Origin of the sequence: Streptomyces sp. NPDC087215 (genome assembly GCF_044744885.1) — a bacterium.
Lineage (GTDB): Bacteria > Actinomycetota > Actinomycetes > Streptomycetales > Streptomycetaceae > Streptomyces.
The window spans coordinates 1-19546 of sequence record NZ_JBIUZD010000026.1 but is presented as its reverse complement, the minus strand read 5'-3'; the positions used below and the strand labels follow the sequence as shown (position 1 = coordinate 19546).

Sequence of the window (19546 nt, the reverse complement as noted above, 5' to 3'; positions counted from 1 at the left end):
ATCTCCCCGATTGGCCTTGGCCCCCGAAATCCGCCCCCGGTACCGTCGGGCCATGCGCATCCGAATCGTCGACGCCTTCACCGACCGGCCCTTCTCCGGCAACCCGGCCGGAGTCCTGCTCCTCGACTCCTTCCCCGAGGACGACTGGCTCCAGCGGGTCGCCGCCGAGGTCAACCTCTCCGAGACGGCCTTCGCCCACCCCCTGCCCGCCGGCCACGGCGAGGCCGACTGGGCCCTGCGCTGGTTCACCCCGACCACCGAGGTCGACATGTGCGGCCACGCCACCCTGGCGACCGCGCACGTCCTGCACTCCACCGGTACGGCCACCGGCACCGTCCGCTTCGCGGCCCGCTGCGGCGTCCTCGGCGCCACCGCCGAGCCCGACGGCACCATCACCATGGACTTCCCCACCTCCTCCCTCACCCCCGTGCCCACCCCCGACGGCCTGGCGGAGGCGCTGGGCGCCGAGGTCCTCGCGGTCCACGACACCGCCGCACACGTCGGGGACCTCCTGGTCGAACTGCGCGACGAGTCCACCGTGCGCGCCCTCGCACCGGACTTCGGGGCCCTCCGGGGCTTCTCCCCGCGCGGGATCGTGGTGACCGCCGCCGCACAGGACCCCACCCGGGGGTACGACTTCGCCTCCCGGGGCTTCTTCCCCGCCTTCGGCATCGACGAGGACCCGGTGACCGGCAGCGCCCACACCGCGCTCGCCCCCCACTGGTCGGCCCGCCTCGGCCGCGACGACCTCGTCGGCCTCCAGGGCGGCGCCCGCACCGGACTCGTCCGCACCCGGCTGCGCGGCGACCGGACCCTGCTCAACGGCCACGCGGTCACCGTCATCGAAGGCGACCTGCACGCCTGACCTCCGCCGGGCCGAAGCGCGCGAGCCCACCGGAAACCACCGGGTCCCGCGCACACGGAAGGGGCGTACGAAGATCCCGTACGCCCCTTCCGGCCCGACCGGCTCACATCGTCGGCAGCCAGCCGACCTTGCCCGCGAGCAGCCCGTATCCGACGAAGGCCACGATGTCGAGCAGCGCGTGCGCCACGACCAGCGGCCCGACCCGGCCCCAGCGCCGGTACAGCAGGACGAAGACCACGCCCATCACCACGTTCCCGATGAAGCCGCCGATCCCCTGGTACAGGTGGTACGAGCCGCGGAGCACCGAACTCGCCACCAGGGCGGCCATCGGGGTCCACCCCAACTGTCCCAGCCTGCGCAGCAGATAGCCGACGACGATGACCTCCTCCAGGACGGAGTTCTGCACCGCCGAGAGGATCAGGACCGGGTACTTCCACCAGACCTCCGGCAGCGACTCGGGCACCACGGTCAGGTTGAAGCCGCCCGCGCGCGCCGCCAGGTAGAAGGCCAGACCGGCGCTCCCGATGCCCGCGGCGAGCAGCGTCCCGCGCCCGAGGTCGGGCCAGGGCCTGGTCCGGTCGAAGCCGATCGCCCGCAGCCCGGCGCCCTCCCGCATCAGCAGATGGGCGACGAGCAGGACCGGCACGAGGGCCGTGGCGATGCCGAAGAGCTGCCAGGACAGGTCGAGCCACGGGCGGCCGGGCGCGTACGAGCCGTTCAGCGTCGCCGCCTGCTCCTTCAGCGCCCCGGTCCTGGTGAGCGAGCCGATGAAGCTGATCAGCGAGGAGACTCCGCTCGCCCCGAGGGAGAGCGCGAGGACGAGGAACGTCTCGGAGCGCAGCACCCGGCGCGACAGCCCGTCGGGGGGCAGGACGGCGTCACTCACTCGTTGCTCGGACACCACGCCTGTCCCCACTTCCGGTCATGGACGGACGCCGCTGCGGCGACCGGCGCCCACTCTGCCATGACCGGCCGTCACGACCGACGGTCACCCTGCCCGCACGGGAACGCGCCCCCGCGCAGGTCCGTGCCCCTCTCCGTCCGTGCCCCTCGCCGCACGCGTCCCTCTCCCCACGCGTCCCCTTCCCTACGCGTCCCCTTCCCTGCACGCCCGGGACCGCAGCCCATCACAGCCGCCGGTCCCGGCCGCCCGGCCTCAGCCGATCCCCAGCGGCCAGGTGTGCACCGGCTCCCCCGCGTGCATGAGCGTCCGGTACCTGCGGGTGGTCGCCGCGAGGGCGGCCGCCCGGTCGAGGCCCGAGTCCAGCGCGAGATGGAAGGTGTCGGCCTGCCAGGAGGCGCCGTTCACCCGGCGCAGACAGCGTTGTTCGATCACTCCGAGGTAGAAGTCCCGGTCGGCGGGCTCGATGTGCCAGGCGTCCAGCCCGGCCGAGGCCAGCGGCAGCAGTTCGTCGAGGACCAGCCGGACCGCCGGGAGGGTGGTGACGCCACCGGCGCGGCCCGCGCGGGGCCAGCGCACCTCGGCCTCGATGCCGTGCCGGCAGGCCGTGTCGAAGTTGGCCTCGGCGTCCTCGAAGGCCAGCCGCTTCCAGACCGGCCGGGGATCGTCGGCCAGGGACCGCACGAGCCCGTAGTAGAAGGCGGCGTTGGCGATGACGTCGGTGACGGTCGGCCCGGCGGGCAGCACCCGGTTCTCCACCCGCAGGTGCGGAACACCGTCGACCCAGCCGTACACGGGCCTGTTCCAGCGGTAGACCGTGCCGTTGTGCAGGACGAGTTCATGGAGCTGCGGCACCTCGCCCCGGTCGAGGAGGAGCAGCGGGTCCTCCTCGTCGCAGAGGGGCAGCAGCGCGGGGAAGTAGCGCAGGTTCTCCTCGAAGAGGTCGTACACCGAGTCCACCCACCGCTCCCCGAACCAGGTGCGCGGCCGGACGCCCTGCGCCTGGAGTTCCGGCGGCCGGGTGTCGGTCGCCTGCTGGAAGAGCGGCGGCCGGGACTCCCGCCACACCTCGCGGCCGAAGACGAAGGGCGCGTTGGCGCCCAGCGCGATCTGGATGCCGGAGACGGCCTGCGCCGCGTTCCAGACGGAGGCGAACCGGGCGGGCGTCACCTGGAGGTGCAGTTGCACCGACGTACAGGCGGCCTCGGGGACGATCGACTCCGAGGTGCAGAGCAGCCGTTCGACGCCGTGGATGTCGAGGGTGAAGTCCTCCCCCCTGGCGGCGAGGATCTGGTCGTTGAGGAGCGTGTAGCGGTCGGCGGCGGACAGGTTGCCGGGGACCAGATCGTCCTGGGTGAGCGTGGGCAGGATGCCGATCATGACGACGCCCGCGTCGAGTTCCGCCGCTTTGCGGTCGGCATATCCGATTCCGGTTCCGATCTCCTCGGCGAGCCGGTCGAATACCCGTCCGCCGAGCTCGTGGGGCGCTATGTTCACTTCGAGGTTGAACATGCCGAGTTCTGTTTGGAAATCGGAACTGGCGATCTTTTCCAGAACAGGACCGTTCAGCATCCGGGGCAGTCCGTCCGGTCCTGCGAGATTGAGTTCGATCTCCACTCCCATGAGATTGCGCGGCCGGTCGAACCTCTTCTCCGCGAGGAGCCTCGCCAGTCCCGCGAGGCACTGCCGAAGCTTTCTCCGGTAGTCCCGCCGGTCGGACGGACCGAACCCGTCGGCCACGACCTTCTCGCCCATCGAAGCGTCCCTCCCCGAGTGGGCGGCCGCGACGGCGGCCGCGCGTCTCGGACCATGATGCCCAGCCGACTGATCGACAACGCCTGCGGGACGAGACGTCGGAGGATAGGCTGGATGCGGTGCTCACGGGCACATTCCCCGGGCAAGGGCAGCCGGTACGTACCACAGTCCTATTGTCCTGGAACCGGGGATCGCAATTCAGCCGTCCACCTCCGTGAGGAATACCGGGGCCGACGTGGGCGGCAGCGTAGGATTCCGCTTCTCCTGCCCTTTTTCTACGGCCAGATGACGCCTTGCCAGGAATACCCGCGACGTCTAGCGGAAACACTGTGTGAACACGTGTCGTATAAACTCCGTGGACGAGGCAGAGTGTTGGCGCCCGGTCATGAACCCATGGCCCCTCTCTGGCCCCGCCGCCGACAGCGCCGTCGTACCTGCCCACGCGTCACCGTGTCTCCTGAGTGAGAGGCGACCCATCATGCTCCGACCCTCCCCGGCCCCCGCGCCGGCCCTGCGCAGTGTCCTCGCGGCCCTCGGCTCGCCGACCGCCGTCCGCGAGCCACGCACACCCGCGCTGCGGGACGCCCAGGGACCGCTGAGCCCCGAACACCCCCTGCCCGTGCACGTCCTCGGAGCGGCCGGGGCCCCCGGCAGGCCGCCGCGCACCCGGCTCGCCGGATGGCGCTTCCTCATCCGGCACGGCGACCGGGCCATCGCCGCCGCCGACACCACGCTCACCCCCGACGGCTGGACGTTCTCCCACTTCTTCGAAGGGCCGTACGTGACCGCCACGGAGCAGGCCCTGCTCCAGGCGGAGGCGCTGCCGGTCACCTACCGGCCGCGGCTGCTCTCGGTGCCGCAGCTCTACATGCTGACCCTGTGGCTGCACGCGGGGCCCGACACCCACGGCACCGCGACCACCCCGGCCGCCGCCGACCTGCTGGTGCCGCTGGCCCCCGCCCCGCCGGGGATCGCGGCCCATCACGCCTACCAGGTCGCCGACCTCCTGCCGGTCCTGAACACCCGTCTCACGCCGCCGCCGCTGCGGGGCTCCCCCACACCCGCCTGATCCCCCACCCGCGTCCCGACGCGCCCCGTGACCCGCCCGGGTCACGGGGCGCACTGGTGTCCGGATCCCCGGTCCGAACGCTCCCGCCGAACGCATCTCCCGGACGGACTAGCCCACTGGGACCACCCCGAACCACCCGAAGAGATGGTGCAGTTGAGCTGAACCGCCCCTGCGGGTGACGCGTCTTCACGGGAGAGGACGAGCTGCCGCGAAATACCTGCGGAAGTCCGTCCGTGGGGCAAGACTGGGACCGGAACCGAACCGACCGACGGGGGCGGCCATGAGCGCCACGAGCCGCAGGACATCCACCACGACACAGCGAGAGAGCTCACCCATGTGCCAGCACCAGCCTGCCTGTCCCACCGCCGAGTCCGCCGACCGCGAGGCGGCCCGTCTGACGGCACACCACCCGGAGCAGGGGTGGAGCCTGCTGTGCAACGGCATCCTGCTCTTCGAGGACACCGGCGAGCTGCTGCCGGACGGCCGGATCGTCGCCCCGCACCGGCCGCTGACGACGGTCCGGGTGACGACCGCCGCCTGAGCCCGTGGCTCCCGCCGTACGGGAGGAGCGCGAAGACCGCCCGGTCGTGGGGGAAGGGGCGGGAAAGACCGGAGCCGGCCCGGAGAGTTCTCCGGACCGGCCCTCGTGTCCTGCCCGGCGGCCGTGGTCACGGCCGCCGTCGTGCTCAGTGGTCGTACTCGTCCAGCGGCGGGCAGGAGCAGACCAGGTTGCGGTCGCCGAACGCTCCGTCGATGCGGCGCACCGGCGGCCAGTACTTGTCGGCGGCCGAGACACCGGCCGGGAAGACGGCCTCGTCACGGGTGTAGGCGTGGTCCCACTCGCCGCCCAGCGCCGCGGCGGTGTGCGGGGCGTTGCGCAGCGGGTTGTCCTCGGCGGGCCACTGGCCCGAGGCGACCTTCTCGATCTCGGCCCGGATCGCGATCATGGTGTCGCAGAAGCGGTCGATCTCGATGAGGTCCTCGGACTCGGTCGGCTCGATCATCAGCGTGCCGGCCACCGGGAACGACATCGTCGGGGCGTGGAAGCCGTAGTCGATGAGACGCTTGGCGATGTCGTCGACCGTGACGCCCGTCGCCTTGGACAGCGGGCGCAGGTCCACGATGCACTCGTGGGCGACCAGACCGGCGGGGCCGGTGTAGAGCACCGGGAAGTGCGGCTCAAGGCGCTTGGCGACGTAGTTCGCCGCGAGCACCGCGACCTGGGTGGCGCGCTTGAGGCCCTCGCCGCCCATCAGGCGCACGTACGACCAGGAGATCGGCAGGATGCCCGCGGAGCCCCACGGGGCGGCCGAGATCGGGCCGACGCCGGTCTCCGGGCCCGCGGTGGGCTGGAGCGGGTGGTTCGGCAGGTACGGGGCGAGGTGGGCCCGGACGCCGACCGGGCCGACGCCGGGGCCGCCGCCGCCGTGCGGGATGCAGAAGGTCTTGTGCAGGTTCAGGTGCGAGACGTCGCCGCCGAAGTGGCCCGGCTTGGCGAGCCCGACGAGCGCGTTGAGGTTGGCGCCGTCCACGTACACCTGGCCACCGGCGTCGTGCACCTCGGCGCAGATGTCGGCGACGTGCTCCTCGAAGACGCCGTGCGTCGACGGGTAGGTGATCATCAGTACGGACAGCTCGTCGCGGTACTGGGTGATCTTGGCGCGCAGGTCCTCGACGTCGACCTCGCCGTCGTCGGCGGTCTTCACCACGACGACCTTCATGCCGGCCATCACCGCGGAGGCGGCGTTGGTGCCGTGCGCGGAGGACGGGATGAGACAGACGGTGCGCTGCTCGTCGCCGTTGGCCCGGTGGTAGGCGCGGACGGCCAGCAGACCGGCCAGCTCGCCCTGGGAACCGGCGTTCGGCTGGATCGACACCTTGTCGTAGCCGGTGACCTCGGCGAGGCGCTCCTCCAGCTCGGTGATGAGCGTGAGGTAGCCCTGCGCCTGCTCGACCGGGGCGAAGGGGTGCATCTGGCCGAACTCGGGCCAGGTCACCGCCTCCATCTCGGTCGTCGCGTTCAGCTTCATCGTGCAGGAGCCGAGCGGGATCATGCCCCGGTCCAGCGCGTAGTCGCGGTCCGCGAGCCTGCGCAGGTAGCGCAGCATCGAGGTCTCGGAGCGGTGCGTGCGGAAGACCGGGTGGGTCAGGTAGTCGTCGGAGCGCAGCAGCCCGGCGGGCAGCGCGTCCCCGGTCGCGGCGTCCAGGGCCTCGATGTCGGCGGTCACGCCGAACGCGCCCCACACGGCGGCGAGCTGGGCGCGCCCGGTGGTCTCGTCGCAGGACATGGAGACGTGGTCGGCGTCGGCGCGGTGGAGGTTGACCCCGGCCTCGCGGGCGGCGGCCACGACCTCGTCGGCCCGGCCGGGCACCCGGGCGGTGAGGGTGTCGAAGAAGGCGCCCTGGGTGAGCTCCACGCCACCGGCGGTGAGGCCCGCGGCGAGGATCGCGGCGTACCGGTGGGTGCGGCGCGCGATGCCCCGGAGGCCCTCGGGACCGTGGTAGACGGCGTACATGCCCGCCATGACGGCGAGGAGCACCTGGGCGGTGCAGATGTTGCTGGTGGCCTTCTCGCGCCGGATGTGCTGCTCGCGGGTCTGCAGGGCGAGGCGGTAGGCGCGGTTGCCGTCGGCGTCGACGGAGACGCCGACCAGACGGCCGGGCAGGGAGCGGGCGTGCTTGTCCTGGACGGCCATGTAACCGGCGTGCGGGCCGCCGAAGCCCATCGGGACGCCGAAGCGCTGGGTGGTGCCGACGGCGATGTCGGCGCCCAGCTCGCCCGGCGAGGTGAGCAGGGTGAGGGCGAGCAGGTCGGCGGCGACGGTGACGATCGCGCCGAGTTCGTGGGCCTGGTCGACGACGGACTTGATGTCGCGGACGGCGCCGGAGGCACCCGGGTACTGGAGGAGTACGCCGAAGACACCGCGCTCGGCGATCTCGGCGGGGATGCCTCCGCTCAGGTCGGCGACGACGACCTCGACGCCGGTGGGCTCGGCGCGGGTCTGGATGACGGCGACGGTCTGGGGCAGGGCGTCGGCGTCGACGAGGAAGACGCCGTTCTTGACCTTGCCGACGCGCCGGGACAGGGCCATGGCCTCGGCGGCGGCGGTGCCCTCGTCGAGGAGGGAGGCACCGGAGGTCGGCAGGCCGGTCAGGTCGGCGACGACGGTCTGGAAGTTCAGCAGGGCCTCCAGGCGGCCCTGGGAGATCTCCGGCTGGTACGGCGTGTACGCGGTGTACCAGGCCGGGTTCTCCATGACGTTGCGGAGGATCACCGGCGGGGTGAAGGTGCCGTAGTAGCCGAGGCCGATCATCGGCGCGAGGACCTGGTTGCGGTCGGCGAGGTCACGCAGCTCGGCGAGGACCTCGGCCTCCGTGCGCGCGCCCGGCAGGCTCAGCGCCTCGGTGTTCTTGATGACGTCCGGCACCGCGGCGGCCGTCAGCTCGTCGAGCGAGCCGTATCCGACCTGGGCGAGCATCTTGGCACGCGCCTCGGCATCGGGGCCGATGTGCCGCTGCTCGAACGGGATGCCCTGTTCGAGCTCGGAGAGCGGAGTGCGATTGGCGGTCATGTACGGAGGCCTCCTGGTCGTCACGACCTGCGAGGGGCACCGCGGCGCGGGTACCCGGACGGCCTCCCCCTCTGTCATGTCAACCTGAGAGTTTCACCGGCGCGCCTCGCGGCACCCCGGCTTTCACCGTCGGTGAGAGCGTGTGCCGTCAGGCACCGCTCTGCTTTCCAGAGTGACCTCGTCCGCGCGGTACGGGTGCCTGAGAGATTCCGGGGAGGATTTGCTCCTTCGGCGCCCACCGGAAGGTTTCTCCGGGGGACTCTCCCGCACGGGGTCGACAGCCACGGCCAGCCTACCAGCGCCGTTGCGGCTCCCATCGCTCAAGTGGCCGACATCCCAGATGTGCACTTTCGTAGGGGTGTAGAGCAGTTGCGACCAGTTGGAGGGACCGTGCAGACCGACATCGATCCGCGCAGCCTGATCGGCCGCAAGGCGTTCGACCGGAACGGACACAAGATCGGAACCGTGGACGAGGTGTACCTGGACGACGCGACCGGCGTCCCGGAATGGGCCGCGGTCCGCACCGGCCTGTTCAGCCGGGACGCCTTCGTCCCGCTGGAGCCGAGCGAGCTGACCGGGGAGGGCCTCCGCATCCCCTACGAGCGCGCCCTCATCAAGGACGCCCCCGACTTCGGGGTGGGCCGCCACCTCTCCCCCGAACAGGAGCTCCAGCTCTACCGCCACTACAGCATGACGCTCCCCCCGCCGCCCCCGGACACCGACTTCGGCCGCCTGGCGGGCCGGGACGGCCCGTGACACCCCACTGAGACGGTACGAGTGCCCCAGGGGCCGCCCGGACCATCGGTCCGGGCGCTCCCCGGCCCCCCACCGACCCCGACGGCCTGCTCTGCCCGCCCCTCAAGACCTCCAAGACCTCCAAGGGCCTCAGACCTCCGAGCCGAATCCCTCACTCCGGCCCCCGCCCCACCAACGGCAGCGGCTCCCCCGGCACCAGATCAGGATCGTCCACCGCGAACGTGCGGACCCGGCCGGGCGCCGAACCCGGCTCCTCGAACCGCACCGTGACCCGGCCGACCCCGCTCCCCTGGACCCACCCGGGCCCGTACACCGTGTGCCGTACGTCGTGACCGGGCGCCCAGTGCCGCTCCACGCTCCCTGAAGCCGCCTCCACGGCGTCCCCACCGACCGCCCCCGCTCCGGCACCCGGAGCACCCGGCCCGCCCCGCTCGCCTCCCCCGGCGCTCTCGACGCCCTCGTCCTTCTCCGGCTCCCCGGACACCGCCCCGGCCTCCGCCGCCTCCTCCGCCCTCGCCTCGGCCTGGGCGAACAGGTCCTCCTGCGTGAAGTCCGCGAGCCCGCTGACCCCGACCCCGAGGAGCCGTACGCCCCCGGTCGTGTCCACCGCGCCGAGGAGCCGTCCCACCGCCTCGCGCACCACCCCCGGGTCGTCGGTGGGCCCCCGGAGCGTCTCGGAGCGGGTCAGGGTGGAGAAGTCGTACCGCCGCACCTTGAGGACGATGGTCCGCCCCGAGTGTCCCGAGGCCCGCAGCCGCCCCACACACCGCTCGGCGAGCCGCTCCGCCTCGACCCGGATGCGGACACGGTCGTGCAGGTCGACGTCGAAGGTGTCCTCCACGGACACCGACTTGGCGTCCCGCTCGGCCACCACGGCCCGGTCGTCGTACCCCCGGGCCATCCGGTGCAGGGAGGTCCCGTGCGCCCGCCCGAGGAGCCGTACGAGCTCGTCCTCGCCCGCCTCCACGAGATCGGCCACGGTGGTCATCCCGGCCCGTCTGAGGTGCTCCCCGGTCGCCGGTCCGACTCCGGGCAGGATCCGCACCGAACGCGGCCCGAGCAGTTCCCGCTCGGTGCCGGGCTCGATCAGCACGAGCCCGTCCGGCTTGGCCTCCTCCGAGGCGATCTTCGCGATCATCTTGGAGCCGGCGAGCCCCACGGACCCGGCCAGTCCGGTCGTCGCCAGGATGTCGGTCCGAAGCTTCTCCCCGGCCGCCCGCGCGCTCGCGCTGTCGTCGGCGACGCCCCCCGCCTCCAGGTCGACGAAGGCCTCGTCCAGGCTGAGCGGCTCGACGAGCGGCGAGAGCCGTCCGAGCAGTTCCATGACCTGTTCGCTGATCGACCGGTAGAAGGCGAAGCGCGGCACGAGATAGGCGGCGTTCGGCGCGAGCCGCCGGGCCTGGCCCATCGGCATCGCCGAGTGGACGCCGAAGCGGCGGGCCTCGTAGGAGGCGGTGGCGACCACGCCCCTGGGCCCGAGCCCGCCCACGACCACGGGCTTTCCGCGCAGGCTGGGCTTCGCCGCCTGCTCGGCGGCGGCGAAGAACGCATCCATGTCGAGATGCAGGATCGTCGGCGCGGCTCTCACACGTCCGATGCTGCCCTACGCCACTGACAACGCGGCTCCGGCACGGCGCCACCCGCCGGAGGCCGGGGCACAGCGCCAAGAGCGGGGCCGGACGGGGAAACCACCCGCCAGGCCCGGCGACGGGCCCTCAGCGGGCCGTCAGGCCCCCTCAGGGGCTCAGACCGCCCTGTCCCGTCTGCGCCGCGCCAGCTCGTCCCCCGGGTTGTGCCCGACCAGGGTCTCCCCCGTGTCGACCCGCTCCCCGTGCAGCTGCGAGAGGGCGGCCTCGACGTCCTGCCACACCACACCGACGGCGATGCCGAAGACGCCCTGCCCGCCCTGGAGCAGGGAGACGACCTCGTCCGGCGAGGAGCACTCGTACACCGTGGCGCCGTCGCTCATGAGCGTCATCCGCTCCAGGTCCCGGAAACCCCGCGCGCGCAGGTGCTGCACCGTGGCCCGGATGTTCTGGAGGGCGACCCCGGTGTCGAGGAAACGCTTGACGATCTTCAGTACGACGACGTCACGGAAGCTGTAGAGCCGCTGGGTCCCCGAACCGTACGCGGGCCGCACGCTCGGCTCCACGAGCCCGGTGCGCGCCCAGTAGTCCAGCTGCCGGTAGGTGATCCCGGCCGCCGCGCAGGCCGTCGGCCCGCGGTAGCCGACCGCCTCGCCCGTCTGGCCCTGCCCCGTGTCGCTCTCCGCACCGAAGTCGCCCGCACTGCCGTGAAGCGGATACGGACCGCTCCCCCCGGACACGCGTCCGGGCGAGCTCCCTGCCGTACCGTCCGCGCTGCTCATCACGCCGACCCTCCGTCCTTGACCTGCCCACACGAAGGTAGGCAGTCACTCGGGGTGCGTCAACGATCGCCACACTCGGCACGCCGAGTGATAATCACCCTGAGAGTGGTTTCCCGCGTCTCTCTTCGGGGAAAGGCTACTCGAATGTCCTGTCCGCGCCCCGCGAACGGCCCGTGGTGACGGCGCCGTGCCTCACTGACTGTTGGTCCCGAAATCCTCCGGTGAGATCTGGTCGAGGAACTCGCGGAACTTCTCCACCTCGTCCTCCTGCTCGTCCGGAATCGCGATGCCCGCGTCGTCCAGGACACCGTCGCTGCCGAAGATCGGCGTGCCGGTCCTCAGGGCGAGGGCTATCGCGTCGGAGGGACGCGCGCTCACCTCGACTCCACTGGCGAAGACCAGCTCCGCGTAGAAGACACCGTCGCGCAGGTCCGTGATGCGCACTTCGGTGAGTTCCTGCCCCACGGCCTCCAGCACGTCCTTGAACAGGTCGTGCGTCAGCGGCCGCGGTGGCGCCATCCCCTGCTGGGCGAAGGCGATCGCGGTCGCCTCCCCCGGTCCGATCCAGATGGGGAGGTACCGATCGCCTCCCACTTCACGCAGGAGCACGATCGGCTGGTTGGAGGGCATTTCCACCCGGACACCCACAACGTCGAGCTCGTTCACACAGCAACCCTAGGACGTGCCCGCCCGGTTTGGATAGTCGGGCCCCCGCTCCGGCCGCCCCGGGCTCACTGGAGCCGGACACCCAGGGCGGTCTGGACGAGGGCCGCGTGCAGCCGTACCGACTGTGCGGCGAGCTCCCGCGCGGTGGCCTCCGCATGGGCTCTGGTCTGCGGGTTGCGGTGCCGGCGCAGTGGCGCGACGACCTGTTCGATGAGTCCGGCCTCCCGGTCGGCGGCCGCCTTCACGGACCGCAGGTGCCGGGGTTCGAGACCGAAGCGCCCCAGATCCGCGACGAGCCGGGCGACCGTGACGGTCTCGGCGTCGTACCCGCCGCCCGCCGTCTCGGAGACCAGGCCGTACGACTCCCACTCGACGAGTTCCGTCTCGGTGGCCTCGGCGGCGGCCAGGAGCTCGGCCCGGCCGAGCCGGCCGGCGGTGGGCTGCTCCGCCCCGGGCTCCCAGGCCCCCTCGACGAGGTCCTTCCGGCGCCCGGGGGCCGGAAGCTCGACCTGCTCGCCCCGGGCGAGGGCGTCGAGGTGCTCGCGGATGACCTTCAGCGGAAGGTAGTGGTCCCGCTGCATCCGCAGGATCAGAGCGAGCCGCTCCACGTCCTGCGGGCTGAACTTCCGGTACCCGGAGGCCGTCCGGCGGGGCTCCACGAGCCCCTCGGCCTCCAGGAACCGGATCTTGGAGATGGTCACTTCGGGAAATTCGTCGCGCAGCTGGTTCAGCACCGTGCCGATGCTGACCAGCCGGTCGCCCGCGGAGGCGGTGCCGGACCCGGCACCGCCCGTCGGTGTTCGCAGCATGGACCTTCCCTGAAGGCTTCTCCGAGGCGTTACACGCCCCGCCGGTTCGAGTAGAAGACCAGCCGGTACTTGCCGATCTGCACCTCGTCGCCGTTGGACAGGACGGCCGAGTCGATCGGCTCGCGGTTGACGTACGTGCCGTTGAGACTGCCGACGTCGGAGACGGTGAAACCGCCGTCGTGACCCCGCCGGAACTCGACGTGCCGCCGGGAGACCGTGAAGTCGTCCAGGAAGATGTCGCTCTGCGGGTGACGGCCGGCCGTGGTCAGCTCGCCGTCGAGCAGGAACCGGCTGCCGGAGTTGGGACCCCTGCGCACCACGAGAAGGGCGGAACCGGTGGGCAGCGCCTCCACGGCGGCCAGCGCCTCCGGGGAGAGCGAGGGCAGCTGCGTCTGGCCGGTGATCTCCGCCTCGTAGGCCTCAAGACCCGAGATCGAGATCGTCGACGTCGTCTCCGAAGCGCGCTCGGCGACCGCCCCGCCCCGCAGCGGCGTACCGCACTGCGAGCAGAAGCGACTGTCGGCCGTGTTGCGGTGACCGCACCTCGTGCACACCGGCATGGACGCATCCTCCTGCCGCGGCTGACCCGCCGAGGTCTGTGTCGCGTACGGATCCGGGGTGAACCCTCCACCCGTACCTGAGGTTGATGGTTCTCCGAAACCTATGCGGGCGGCCCCGGCCGGGTCAACAGAAGACGCGCCCGGATTGCCCGGAATGTCACCGCCCTGACCGCCGACCTGGTCGCGGAAGAGCGGACGCTCGCCGCCCTGCTCCTCGCTCTGGGCATGGCGCGACGCACGGTGCCTGGCGCTGCCGCCGTCCTCACGCGCGCTCTTGCCGAACAACTTCGCAAACAACTTCACGGGCGATTCCCCTTGACCGAAACAGACCCGCCCGTGGGGCAGGACGAACCGAGATCCATCACACCTGCCGACCCGGACACCTTCACAACGTCCGTATCCTCCGGACAGTTTCCACCACGCACCACCGTTGTGGTGCGCCGACCCCCCGCAACGCCGTGCGCTTGTCGCGGGGCCCCCGTTGTCCCCCTCTCACTGCGAGGACGACTGAGCGTAGTCAGGCCGCTTCGCGGGTCGCAAGGCATCGACGACGATCTTCGCCGACCGCTCCACCGTGGCCGTGGCCTGCTCCTTCTCCAGGGTCTGCACGACACCGCCGGGAATGTTGAGCGCGGGCTCGAGATCCTCCGGCTTGCCGATGACCTTGAAGACGTACGGAGCGGTCACCTTCGTTCCATCGATCCGCATGTCATCACCACTACCGGTGAAATAACTGTCCGCGACGACCCGGACACCGTCCACCTGGATCGCCTCCGCGCCCGCCGCCCGCAGCTCCTGGATCGCGTCGAGCAGCATGTCGGACTCCACGGCGCCGCTGGGATCACCGACCGTCAACGTGATGCCGGGCCCCTCCGCGGCCACGGTACCGGCCAGGATGCCCAGCTGCCGCTCCTTCTCCTGGGTCTGCTTCCGGGCTTCCTCCGCCTGGTCCGAACTGGACTCCAGCTCGGAACGCTGCTTCTCAAGACGCGCCTTCTCGTCCTCAAGACGCTGGGTGCGGTCGTCGAGTTCATCGAGGATACGGACCAGGTCCTCCTGGCGCGCCCCGCGCAACGCGCTGTTATCGCTCGTCGAGGACACCTGGATGGCGAGCCCCAGACCGAGACCGAACAGCAGCAGCGCGACGATGAGCTGAGCCCGCGTCACCCGCGGCGGCCACAGCGCGGAGGCCAGCCTCCGTCGCCCGCTCGGCTCATCCGGCGGCGGCACGGCCACCCGGACGTCATGGTCCGCGGTCCCGCCGTAGACGGACTCCCGGACCTCCTCCGGCTCCCCGGGCCCGGCACCGTCCCCGGGCCTCTCCGGTCCCTGCGGCCCGCCCGCACCCTCACGCCCTCCGGGGCCCTCGGGCTCCCGCGGCTTCTGGAATCCGTCGCTCATCGGCCTCACGCCCGGAAGACATGGCGCCGGATGGCAGCCGCGTTGGAGAAGATCCGGATGCCGAGCACGACCACCACACCGGTCGACAGCTGCGAGCCCACGCCCAGCTTGTCGCCGAGGAAGACGATCAGCGCGGCCACGACCACGTTGGACAGGAACGAGACCACGAAGACCTTGTCGACGAAGATGCCGTCGAGCATGGCCCGCAGACCCCCGAAGACCGCGTCGAGGGCGGCGACCACGGCGATCGGAAGATAGGGCTCGACCACCGCCGGAACCTCGGGACGGACCAACAGCCCGACCACGACTCCGACGATCAGGCCAAGTACGGCGATCACGATGTGCCCTTCCCTGTGTCGGCCGTGGCCCGGCCGGACGGCGTCGCCGCCCCGGTCCCCCTCGGCTCTGCGGTACGTACGGTCAGGCTCGGCGCGGCCGGCAGGCGTACGTCGCCCTCGGCCGAGATGCTGCTCCTGATCCCGAAGTTCTCCACCAGCGCGTGCAGGTACTGACCGTCCGCGCTGTCCTGGAACGTGGTGCTCAGCTTCCGCCCGTCGCCGACGGCGAGGACGGTGTACGGCGGCACCAGCGGCTTGTTGTCCACGAGCACCGCGTCACCGGCGGCCCGGATCGCGGACAGCGAGGTCAGCCGCTGCCCGTTGATCGCGACCGCCTCGGCGCCCGACTCCCACAGCCCGTTGACGATCCGCTGCATGTCCCGGTCGCGCACCCGGCCCGTGTCGGTGAAGCCACTGCTCTCGCGCGGCCCCCCACCACCGGAGTCGGTGCCCTTGGCGTCGTCGATGACGAGCTTCACCCCGGGACCGTGCACCGGCGTCGCACCCGAGAGCAGGGCCACCAGACCGCCCTGGTCGCCGCCGTGCTGCTGCAATGCCTGCCGCTGCCGCTCCCCGACCTCGTCCCGGATCCGCTCGACGTCCTGCTCAAGGCCGTCGGCCGCGGTCGTCTCCGCCTCGATCCGGTCGATCAGGTCCTGTCGTTCCTTGGCGACGACCGGCGCGGAGATCCGCGCCTCGGCCGCGCCCACGGTCACCACGGCGGCGGCCAGCACCAGACCCGCGGCGACACCGAGCCGGGCCCGCAGACCACGGGGCAGCCCACCGCCCTCGGCCGCCCGCCGGGCGGTCGCCTCGGCGTACCCGTCGTCCAGCGCGTGGTCGATCACGTTGTTCAGCAGCGACATCGACGCGTCCGGACGCGACGGCGGTGATCCGGTGCTCCGAACGGGGGACTGCTGCGACATGCCGCACATCGTCGCACGTCGTACGGCCTACCGCCGAATGGCCCCACCACCGTGCGGGGAGGCACCCCCAGGGCACCTCCCCGCACGACCGTGTCCTCAGGTCAGCGACCTGCGCTGTCGACCACCTCGGCCCACTCGTCGAGCAGTGCCTGGGCGGAGGCGTCGTCGGGCCCCTCCGCCCACAGATGGGTGACGGCCTCGGCGGGGTCCGGCAGCACCATCACCCACCGGCCGTCGGCCTCGACCACCCGCACCCCGTCCGTGGTGTCGACGGAACGGCTGCCCGCGGCCTCCACCACCCGGCGCATCACCAGCCCCTTCACCGCCCATGGCGTCGGGACGTCCTTCTTGAGGACGTGTGCCCGGGGAATCCGGGCGTCGATCTGGCTGAGCGTGAGCTGGGTCCGTGCCACGAGCCCGATCAGCCGCACGAAAGCGGCGGCGCCGTCGAAGACACTGCTGAACTCGGGCACGATGAACCCGCCCCGACCGTCACCACCGAAGATCGTCGACTCCTCACGACCGACCCTCGTGAGGTCGTCGGGCGACGTCGTCGTCCACTCCACCTGGGTGCCGTGGTAAGCGGCCACCTGCTCGGCGATCCGGGTCGTCGTCACGGGCAGCGCGACCCGCCCCGACCGCCGCTCGGCCGCCACCAGGTCCAGCATCACCAGGAGCGCCCGGTCGTCCTCGATGATCCGCCCCCGCTCGTCCACCAGCGAGAGCCGCTCCCCCACCGGGTCGAAACGGACACCGAACGCGGCCCGCGCCGACGCCACGATCTCCCCCAGCCGTACGAGCCCCGCCCGCCGGCTCTCGGCCGACTCGGTGGGTCTCGACTCGTCGAGACCGGGGTTGATCGTCAGCGAATCGACCTGGAGCCGCCCGAGCAGACTGGGCAGGACGAGACCGGCACTGCCGTTGGACGCGTCCACGACGACCTTCAGCCCGGCTTCCGCGATACCGGAGGTGTCCACGTTCCGCAGCAGAGAACCGGTGTACGAATCGAACACGCTGGCCGGGAAGGACAGGTCGCCGATCTCCCCGGGGAACGCCCGCCGGTACTCCTGCCGCGCGAACACCCGGTCCAGCTTGCGCTGCCCGCCCTGCGAGAGGTCGGCCCCGCGCTCGTCGAAGAACATGATGTCCACGGAGTCCGGCACACCGGGCGAGGTCCGCAGCATGATGCCACCGGCACTCCCCCGCGCGGTCTGCTGCCGCGCCACCGGCAGCGGAACGTTCTCCAGATCCCTTACGTCGATGGCGCTGGCCTGCAACGCCGAGATCACCGCCCGCTTCAGTGCCCGCGCACCCCGGGAGTGGTCCCGGGCCGTGGTGACGGTCGACCCCTTCTTCAGAGTCGTGGCGTACGCCCCCGCGAGCCGGACCGCCAGCTCGGGGGTGATCTCCACATTGAGGATGCCGGACACGCCCCGGGCCCCGAAGAGGTGCGCCTGCCCCCGGGACTCCCAGATGACCGAGGTGTTGACGAAGGCGCCCGCCTCGATCGTCTTGAAGGGGTAGACACGGACGTTGCCCTGGACGATCGACTCCTCACCGATGAGGCACTCGTCCCCGATGACGGCACCGTCCTCGATCCGGGCCGCCCGCATGACATCGGTGTTCTTCCCGATCACACAGCCGCGCAGATTGCTCTGCTCACCGATGTAGACGTTGTCGTGGACGACGGCCTTGTGCAGGAAGGCTCCGCTCTTGACCACGACGTTGGAACCGATGACCGTGTGCTCGCGGATCTCGGCGTCCGCCTCGACCTTGGCGTAGTCACCGATGTAGAGCGGTCCGCGCAGCACGGCGTCACGGTGTACCTCGGCGCCTTCCGCGACCCACACGCCCGGTGAGATCTCGAAGCCGTCGATGTCGACCTGGACCTTGCCTTCCAGGACGTCGGCCTGTGCCTTCACATAGCTCTCATGAGTGCCGACGTCCTCCCAGTAGCCCTCGGCGACATAGCCGTAGATCGGCTTGCCCTCCTTCATCAACTGGGGGAAGACATCTCCCGACCAGTCGACGGAGGTGTCCGCCTGGACATAGTCGAAGACCTCGGGCTCCATCACGTAGATGCCCGTGTTGACCGTGTCCGAGAAGACCTGCCCCCAGGTCGGCTTCTCCAGGAACCGCTCGACCTTTCCCTCTTCGTCGACGATCGTGATCCCGAATTCCAGTGGATTCGGGACCCTGGCCAGACAGACCGTGACGAGGGCGCCCTTCTCCTTGTGGAAAGCGATCAGATCGGTGAGATCGAAATCGGTGAGCGCGTCCCCCGAGATGACGAGAAAGGCGTCGTCCTTCAGCGCCTCCTCGGCGTTCTTCACACTTCCCGCGGTACCGAGTGGCTTTTCCTCGTTGGCATATGTGAGCTCCATGCCGAGCTCCTCGCCGTCGCCGAAGTAGTTCCTGACGAGGGAGGCGAGAAACTGCACGGTGACGACGGTCTCGTTGAGACCGTGCCTCTTGAGCAGTCGTAGGACGTGCTCCATGATCGGTCGGTTCACGACCGGCAGCAGAGGCTTGGGCATACTCGAAGTCATGGGGCGAAGTCGGGTTCCTTCGCCACCGGCCATCACGACGGCCTTCATGTCGGAAGCGTCCTCCTTGAAGAGACGACGGTCCTGCCGACTTCACCTGTCCGCTAGAGGCCCTCGGACATCCTCGTCGTTGCCGGCGACACTGCTCGGCACAGGAGGAACGGGCTCAATCGGCCTCGGTATCCGCCTTCACTAGTCGACGGACCTGGACCACGTAGAGGATCCCTGCCCACCAATACAGAGTTGTACCCCATCCGGCGAAGGCCCACCCGAAAACTTCAGCGAGTGACGAAAGCCAGCCCGTTCCGTCACTGAGAAGCAGCAACGGGAAGGCGTACATCAAGTTGAAAGTCGCAGCTTTGCCGAGGAAGTTCACCTGCGGCGGCGGGTAACCGTGCTTGCGAAGGATTCCCACCATGACCAGCAGCATGACCTCACGCGCCAGCAGGGCGGCTGTCAGCCACAACGGCAGGATCTCGCGCCAGGTGAGCCCGACGAGGGTCGACAGGATGTACAGCCGGTCAGCGGCCGGGTCGAGCAGCCGGCCGAGGTTGCTGATCTGGTTCCAGCGCCGGGCCAGTTTGCCGTCGAGGTAGTCGCTGACACCGCTGAACGCCAGCACGAGCAGTGCCCAGCCGTCGCTCTTCGGACCGCCGAACTCCGGACGGAGAATCAGCCACAGAAACAGCGGTACGCCGACGAGACGCGCCATGCTGAGAATGTTGGGGATGGTGAGGACCCGGTCGGTCTGAACGCGGGTCTCCTGGACCTCCACCCGGGGGCCTCCTGCTGGGAACGTACGGACGATGCCCCCTGACCCTACCCTCAGCCACGACACCTCCGCGCACAGGGGGCACCAGGCACGCCCGGAACGCAAAATGCCTCAACCCCCGGACAGAGTCCGGGGGTTGAGGCTAAAAATTGTTCGGCGGTGTCCTACTCTCCCACAGGGTCCCCCCTGCAGTACCATCGGCGCTGAAAGGCTTAGCTTCCGGGTTCGGAATGTAACCGGGC

The 19546-nt window shown here is 70.8% G+C and carries 17 protein-coding genes, 1 rRNA gene and 1 riboswitch; of the genes, 4 read left to right on the top strand and 14 right to left on the bottom strand.

The window, feature by feature from the left end:
• Positions 1–52 precede the first annotated feature (52 nt).
• Complete coding sequence (locus ACIO92_RS33275; protein WP_366445616.1) at positions 53–865, top strand: PhzF family phenazine biosynthesis protein; 813 nt, start codon at positions 53–55, stop codon at positions 863–865.
• Positions 866–968: 103 nt separating this feature from the next.
• Here the strand turns inward: ACIO92_RS33275 and ACIO92_RS33270 are convergent, their stop codons facing one another.
• Entirely contained in the window at positions 969–1751 is a 783-nt protein-coding gene (locus ACIO92_RS33270; protein WP_366445617.1) for a CPBP family intramembrane glutamic endopeptidase, read from the bottom strand.
• A gap of 270 nt (positions 1752–2021) precedes the next feature.
• Positions 2022–3521 carry a glutamate--cysteine ligase gene (locus ACIO92_RS33265; protein ID WP_366445618.1) on the bottom strand — a complete coding sequence of 500 codons (1500 nt, stop codon included), beginning with the start codon at positions 3519–3521 and terminating at the stop codon, positions 2022–2024.
• 478 nt (positions 3522–3999) lie between these two features.
• Here ACIO92_RS33265 and ACIO92_RS33260 point away from each other — a divergent pair, with 478 nt between their 5' ends.
• Both ACIO92_RS33260 and ACIO92_RS33255 read left to right on the top strand, forming a co-directional pair.
• Entirely contained in the window at positions 4000–4590 is a 591-nt protein-coding gene (locus tag ACIO92_RS33260) for a hypothetical protein (protein ID WP_366445619.1), read from the top strand.
• A gap of 334 nt (positions 4591–4924) precedes the next feature.
• A complete protein-coding gene (locus ACIO92_RS33255; protein WP_366445621.1) occupies positions 4925–5131 on the top strand; it encodes a DUF5999 family protein in 207 nt (68 codons plus the stop codon).
• A gap of 145 nt (positions 5132–5276) precedes the next feature.
• On the opposite strand, the gene gcvP is transcribed toward ACIO92_RS33255, so the two are convergent.
• Entirely contained in the window at positions 5277–8162 is a 2886-nt protein-coding gene (gcvP, locus tag ACIO92_RS33250; RefSeq protein WP_402284092.1) for an aminomethyl-transferring glycine dehydrogenase, read from the bottom strand.
• A gap of 177 nt (positions 8163–8339) precedes the next feature.
• A riboswitch (glycine riboswitch) is annotated at positions 8340–8439 on the bottom strand.
• Between the two features lie 113 nt (positions 8440–8552).
• On the opposite strand from gcvP, the gene ACIO92_RS33245 reads away from it, so the two are divergent.
• On the top strand, positions 8553–8918 hold the full coding sequence (locus tag ACIO92_RS33245) for a PRC-barrel domain-containing protein (RefSeq protein WP_366445624.1): 366 nt from the start codon (positions 8553–8555) through the stop codon (positions 8916–8918).
• A 151-nt stretch (positions 8919–9069) separates the two neighbouring features.
• On the opposite strand, the gene ACIO92_RS33240 is transcribed toward ACIO92_RS33245, so the two are convergent.
• The 11 genes from ACIO92_RS33240 to rrf form a co-directional block, all read right to left on the bottom strand.
• A complete protein-coding gene (locus tag ACIO92_RS33240; protein WP_402284090.1) occupies positions 9070–10506 on the bottom strand; it encodes a DNA polymerase IV in 1437 nt (478 codons plus the stop codon).
• A gap of 156 nt (positions 10507–10662) precedes the next feature.
• Entirely contained in the window at positions 10663–11286 is a 624-nt protein-coding gene (locus ACIO92_RS33235; RefSeq protein ID WP_366445627.1) for a MerR family transcriptional regulator, read from the bottom strand.
• Between the two features lie 192 nt (positions 11287–11478).
• The gene (locus tag ACIO92_RS33230) at positions 11479–11952 is read right to left on the bottom strand and encodes a bifunctional nuclease family protein (protein ID WP_017238433.1); all 474 of its coding nucleotides are present in this window, start codon (positions 11950–11952) and stop codon (positions 11479–11481) included.
• Positions 11953–12017: 65 nt separating this feature from the next.
• A complete protein-coding gene (locus ACIO92_RS33225; RefSeq protein WP_366445628.1) occupies positions 12018–12761 on the bottom strand; it encodes a MerR family transcriptional regulator in 744 nt (247 codons plus the stop codon).
• Between the two features lie 29 nt (positions 12762–12790).
• The gene (locus ACIO92_RS33220; protein WP_366445634.1) at positions 12791–13732 is read right to left on the bottom strand and encodes an FHA domain-containing protein; all 942 of its coding nucleotides are present in this window, start codon (positions 13730–13732) and stop codon (positions 12791–12793) included.
• 81 nt (positions 13733–13813) lie between these two features.
• Positions 13814–14731 carry a DUF881 domain-containing protein gene (locus ACIO92_RS33215; protein WP_366445629.1) on the bottom strand — a complete coding sequence of 306 codons (918 nt, stop codon included), beginning with the start codon at positions 14729–14731 and terminating at the stop codon, positions 13814–13816.
• Positions 14728–15060, bottom strand: coding sequence for a small basic family protein (locus tag ACIO92_RS33210; RefSeq protein WP_351795270.1), 333 nt, complete (start codon positions 15058–15060; stop codon positions 14728–14730). Before ACIO92_RS33210 ends, ACIO92_RS33215 begins: the two co-directional genes overlap by 4 nt.
• On the bottom strand, positions 15057–15986 hold the full coding sequence (locus tag ACIO92_RS33205) for a DUF881 domain-containing protein (protein ID WP_366445630.1): 930 nt from the start codon (positions 15984–15986) through the stop codon (positions 15057–15059). The genes ACIO92_RS33210 and ACIO92_RS33205 overlap by 4 nt, the downstream gene beginning before the upstream one ends.
• Positions 15987–16087: 101 nt before the next feature.
• Positions 16088–18583 (bottom strand): mannose-1-phosphate guanyltransferase, encoded by a 2496-nt coding sequence (locus ACIO92_RS33200; protein WP_366445631.1) that lies wholly within the window; start codon positions 18581–18583, stop codon positions 16088–16090.
• 115 nt (positions 18584–18698) lie between these two features.
• Positions 18699–19307, bottom strand: coding sequence for a CDP-alcohol phosphatidyltransferase family protein (locus ACIO92_RS33195; protein ID WP_366445632.1), 609 nt, complete (start codon positions 19305–19307; stop codon positions 18699–18701).
• A gap of 148 nt (positions 19308–19455) precedes the next feature.
• Positions 19456–19546 (bottom strand): 5S ribosomal RNA (rrf, locus tag ACIO92_RS33190); the annotation flags it as partial.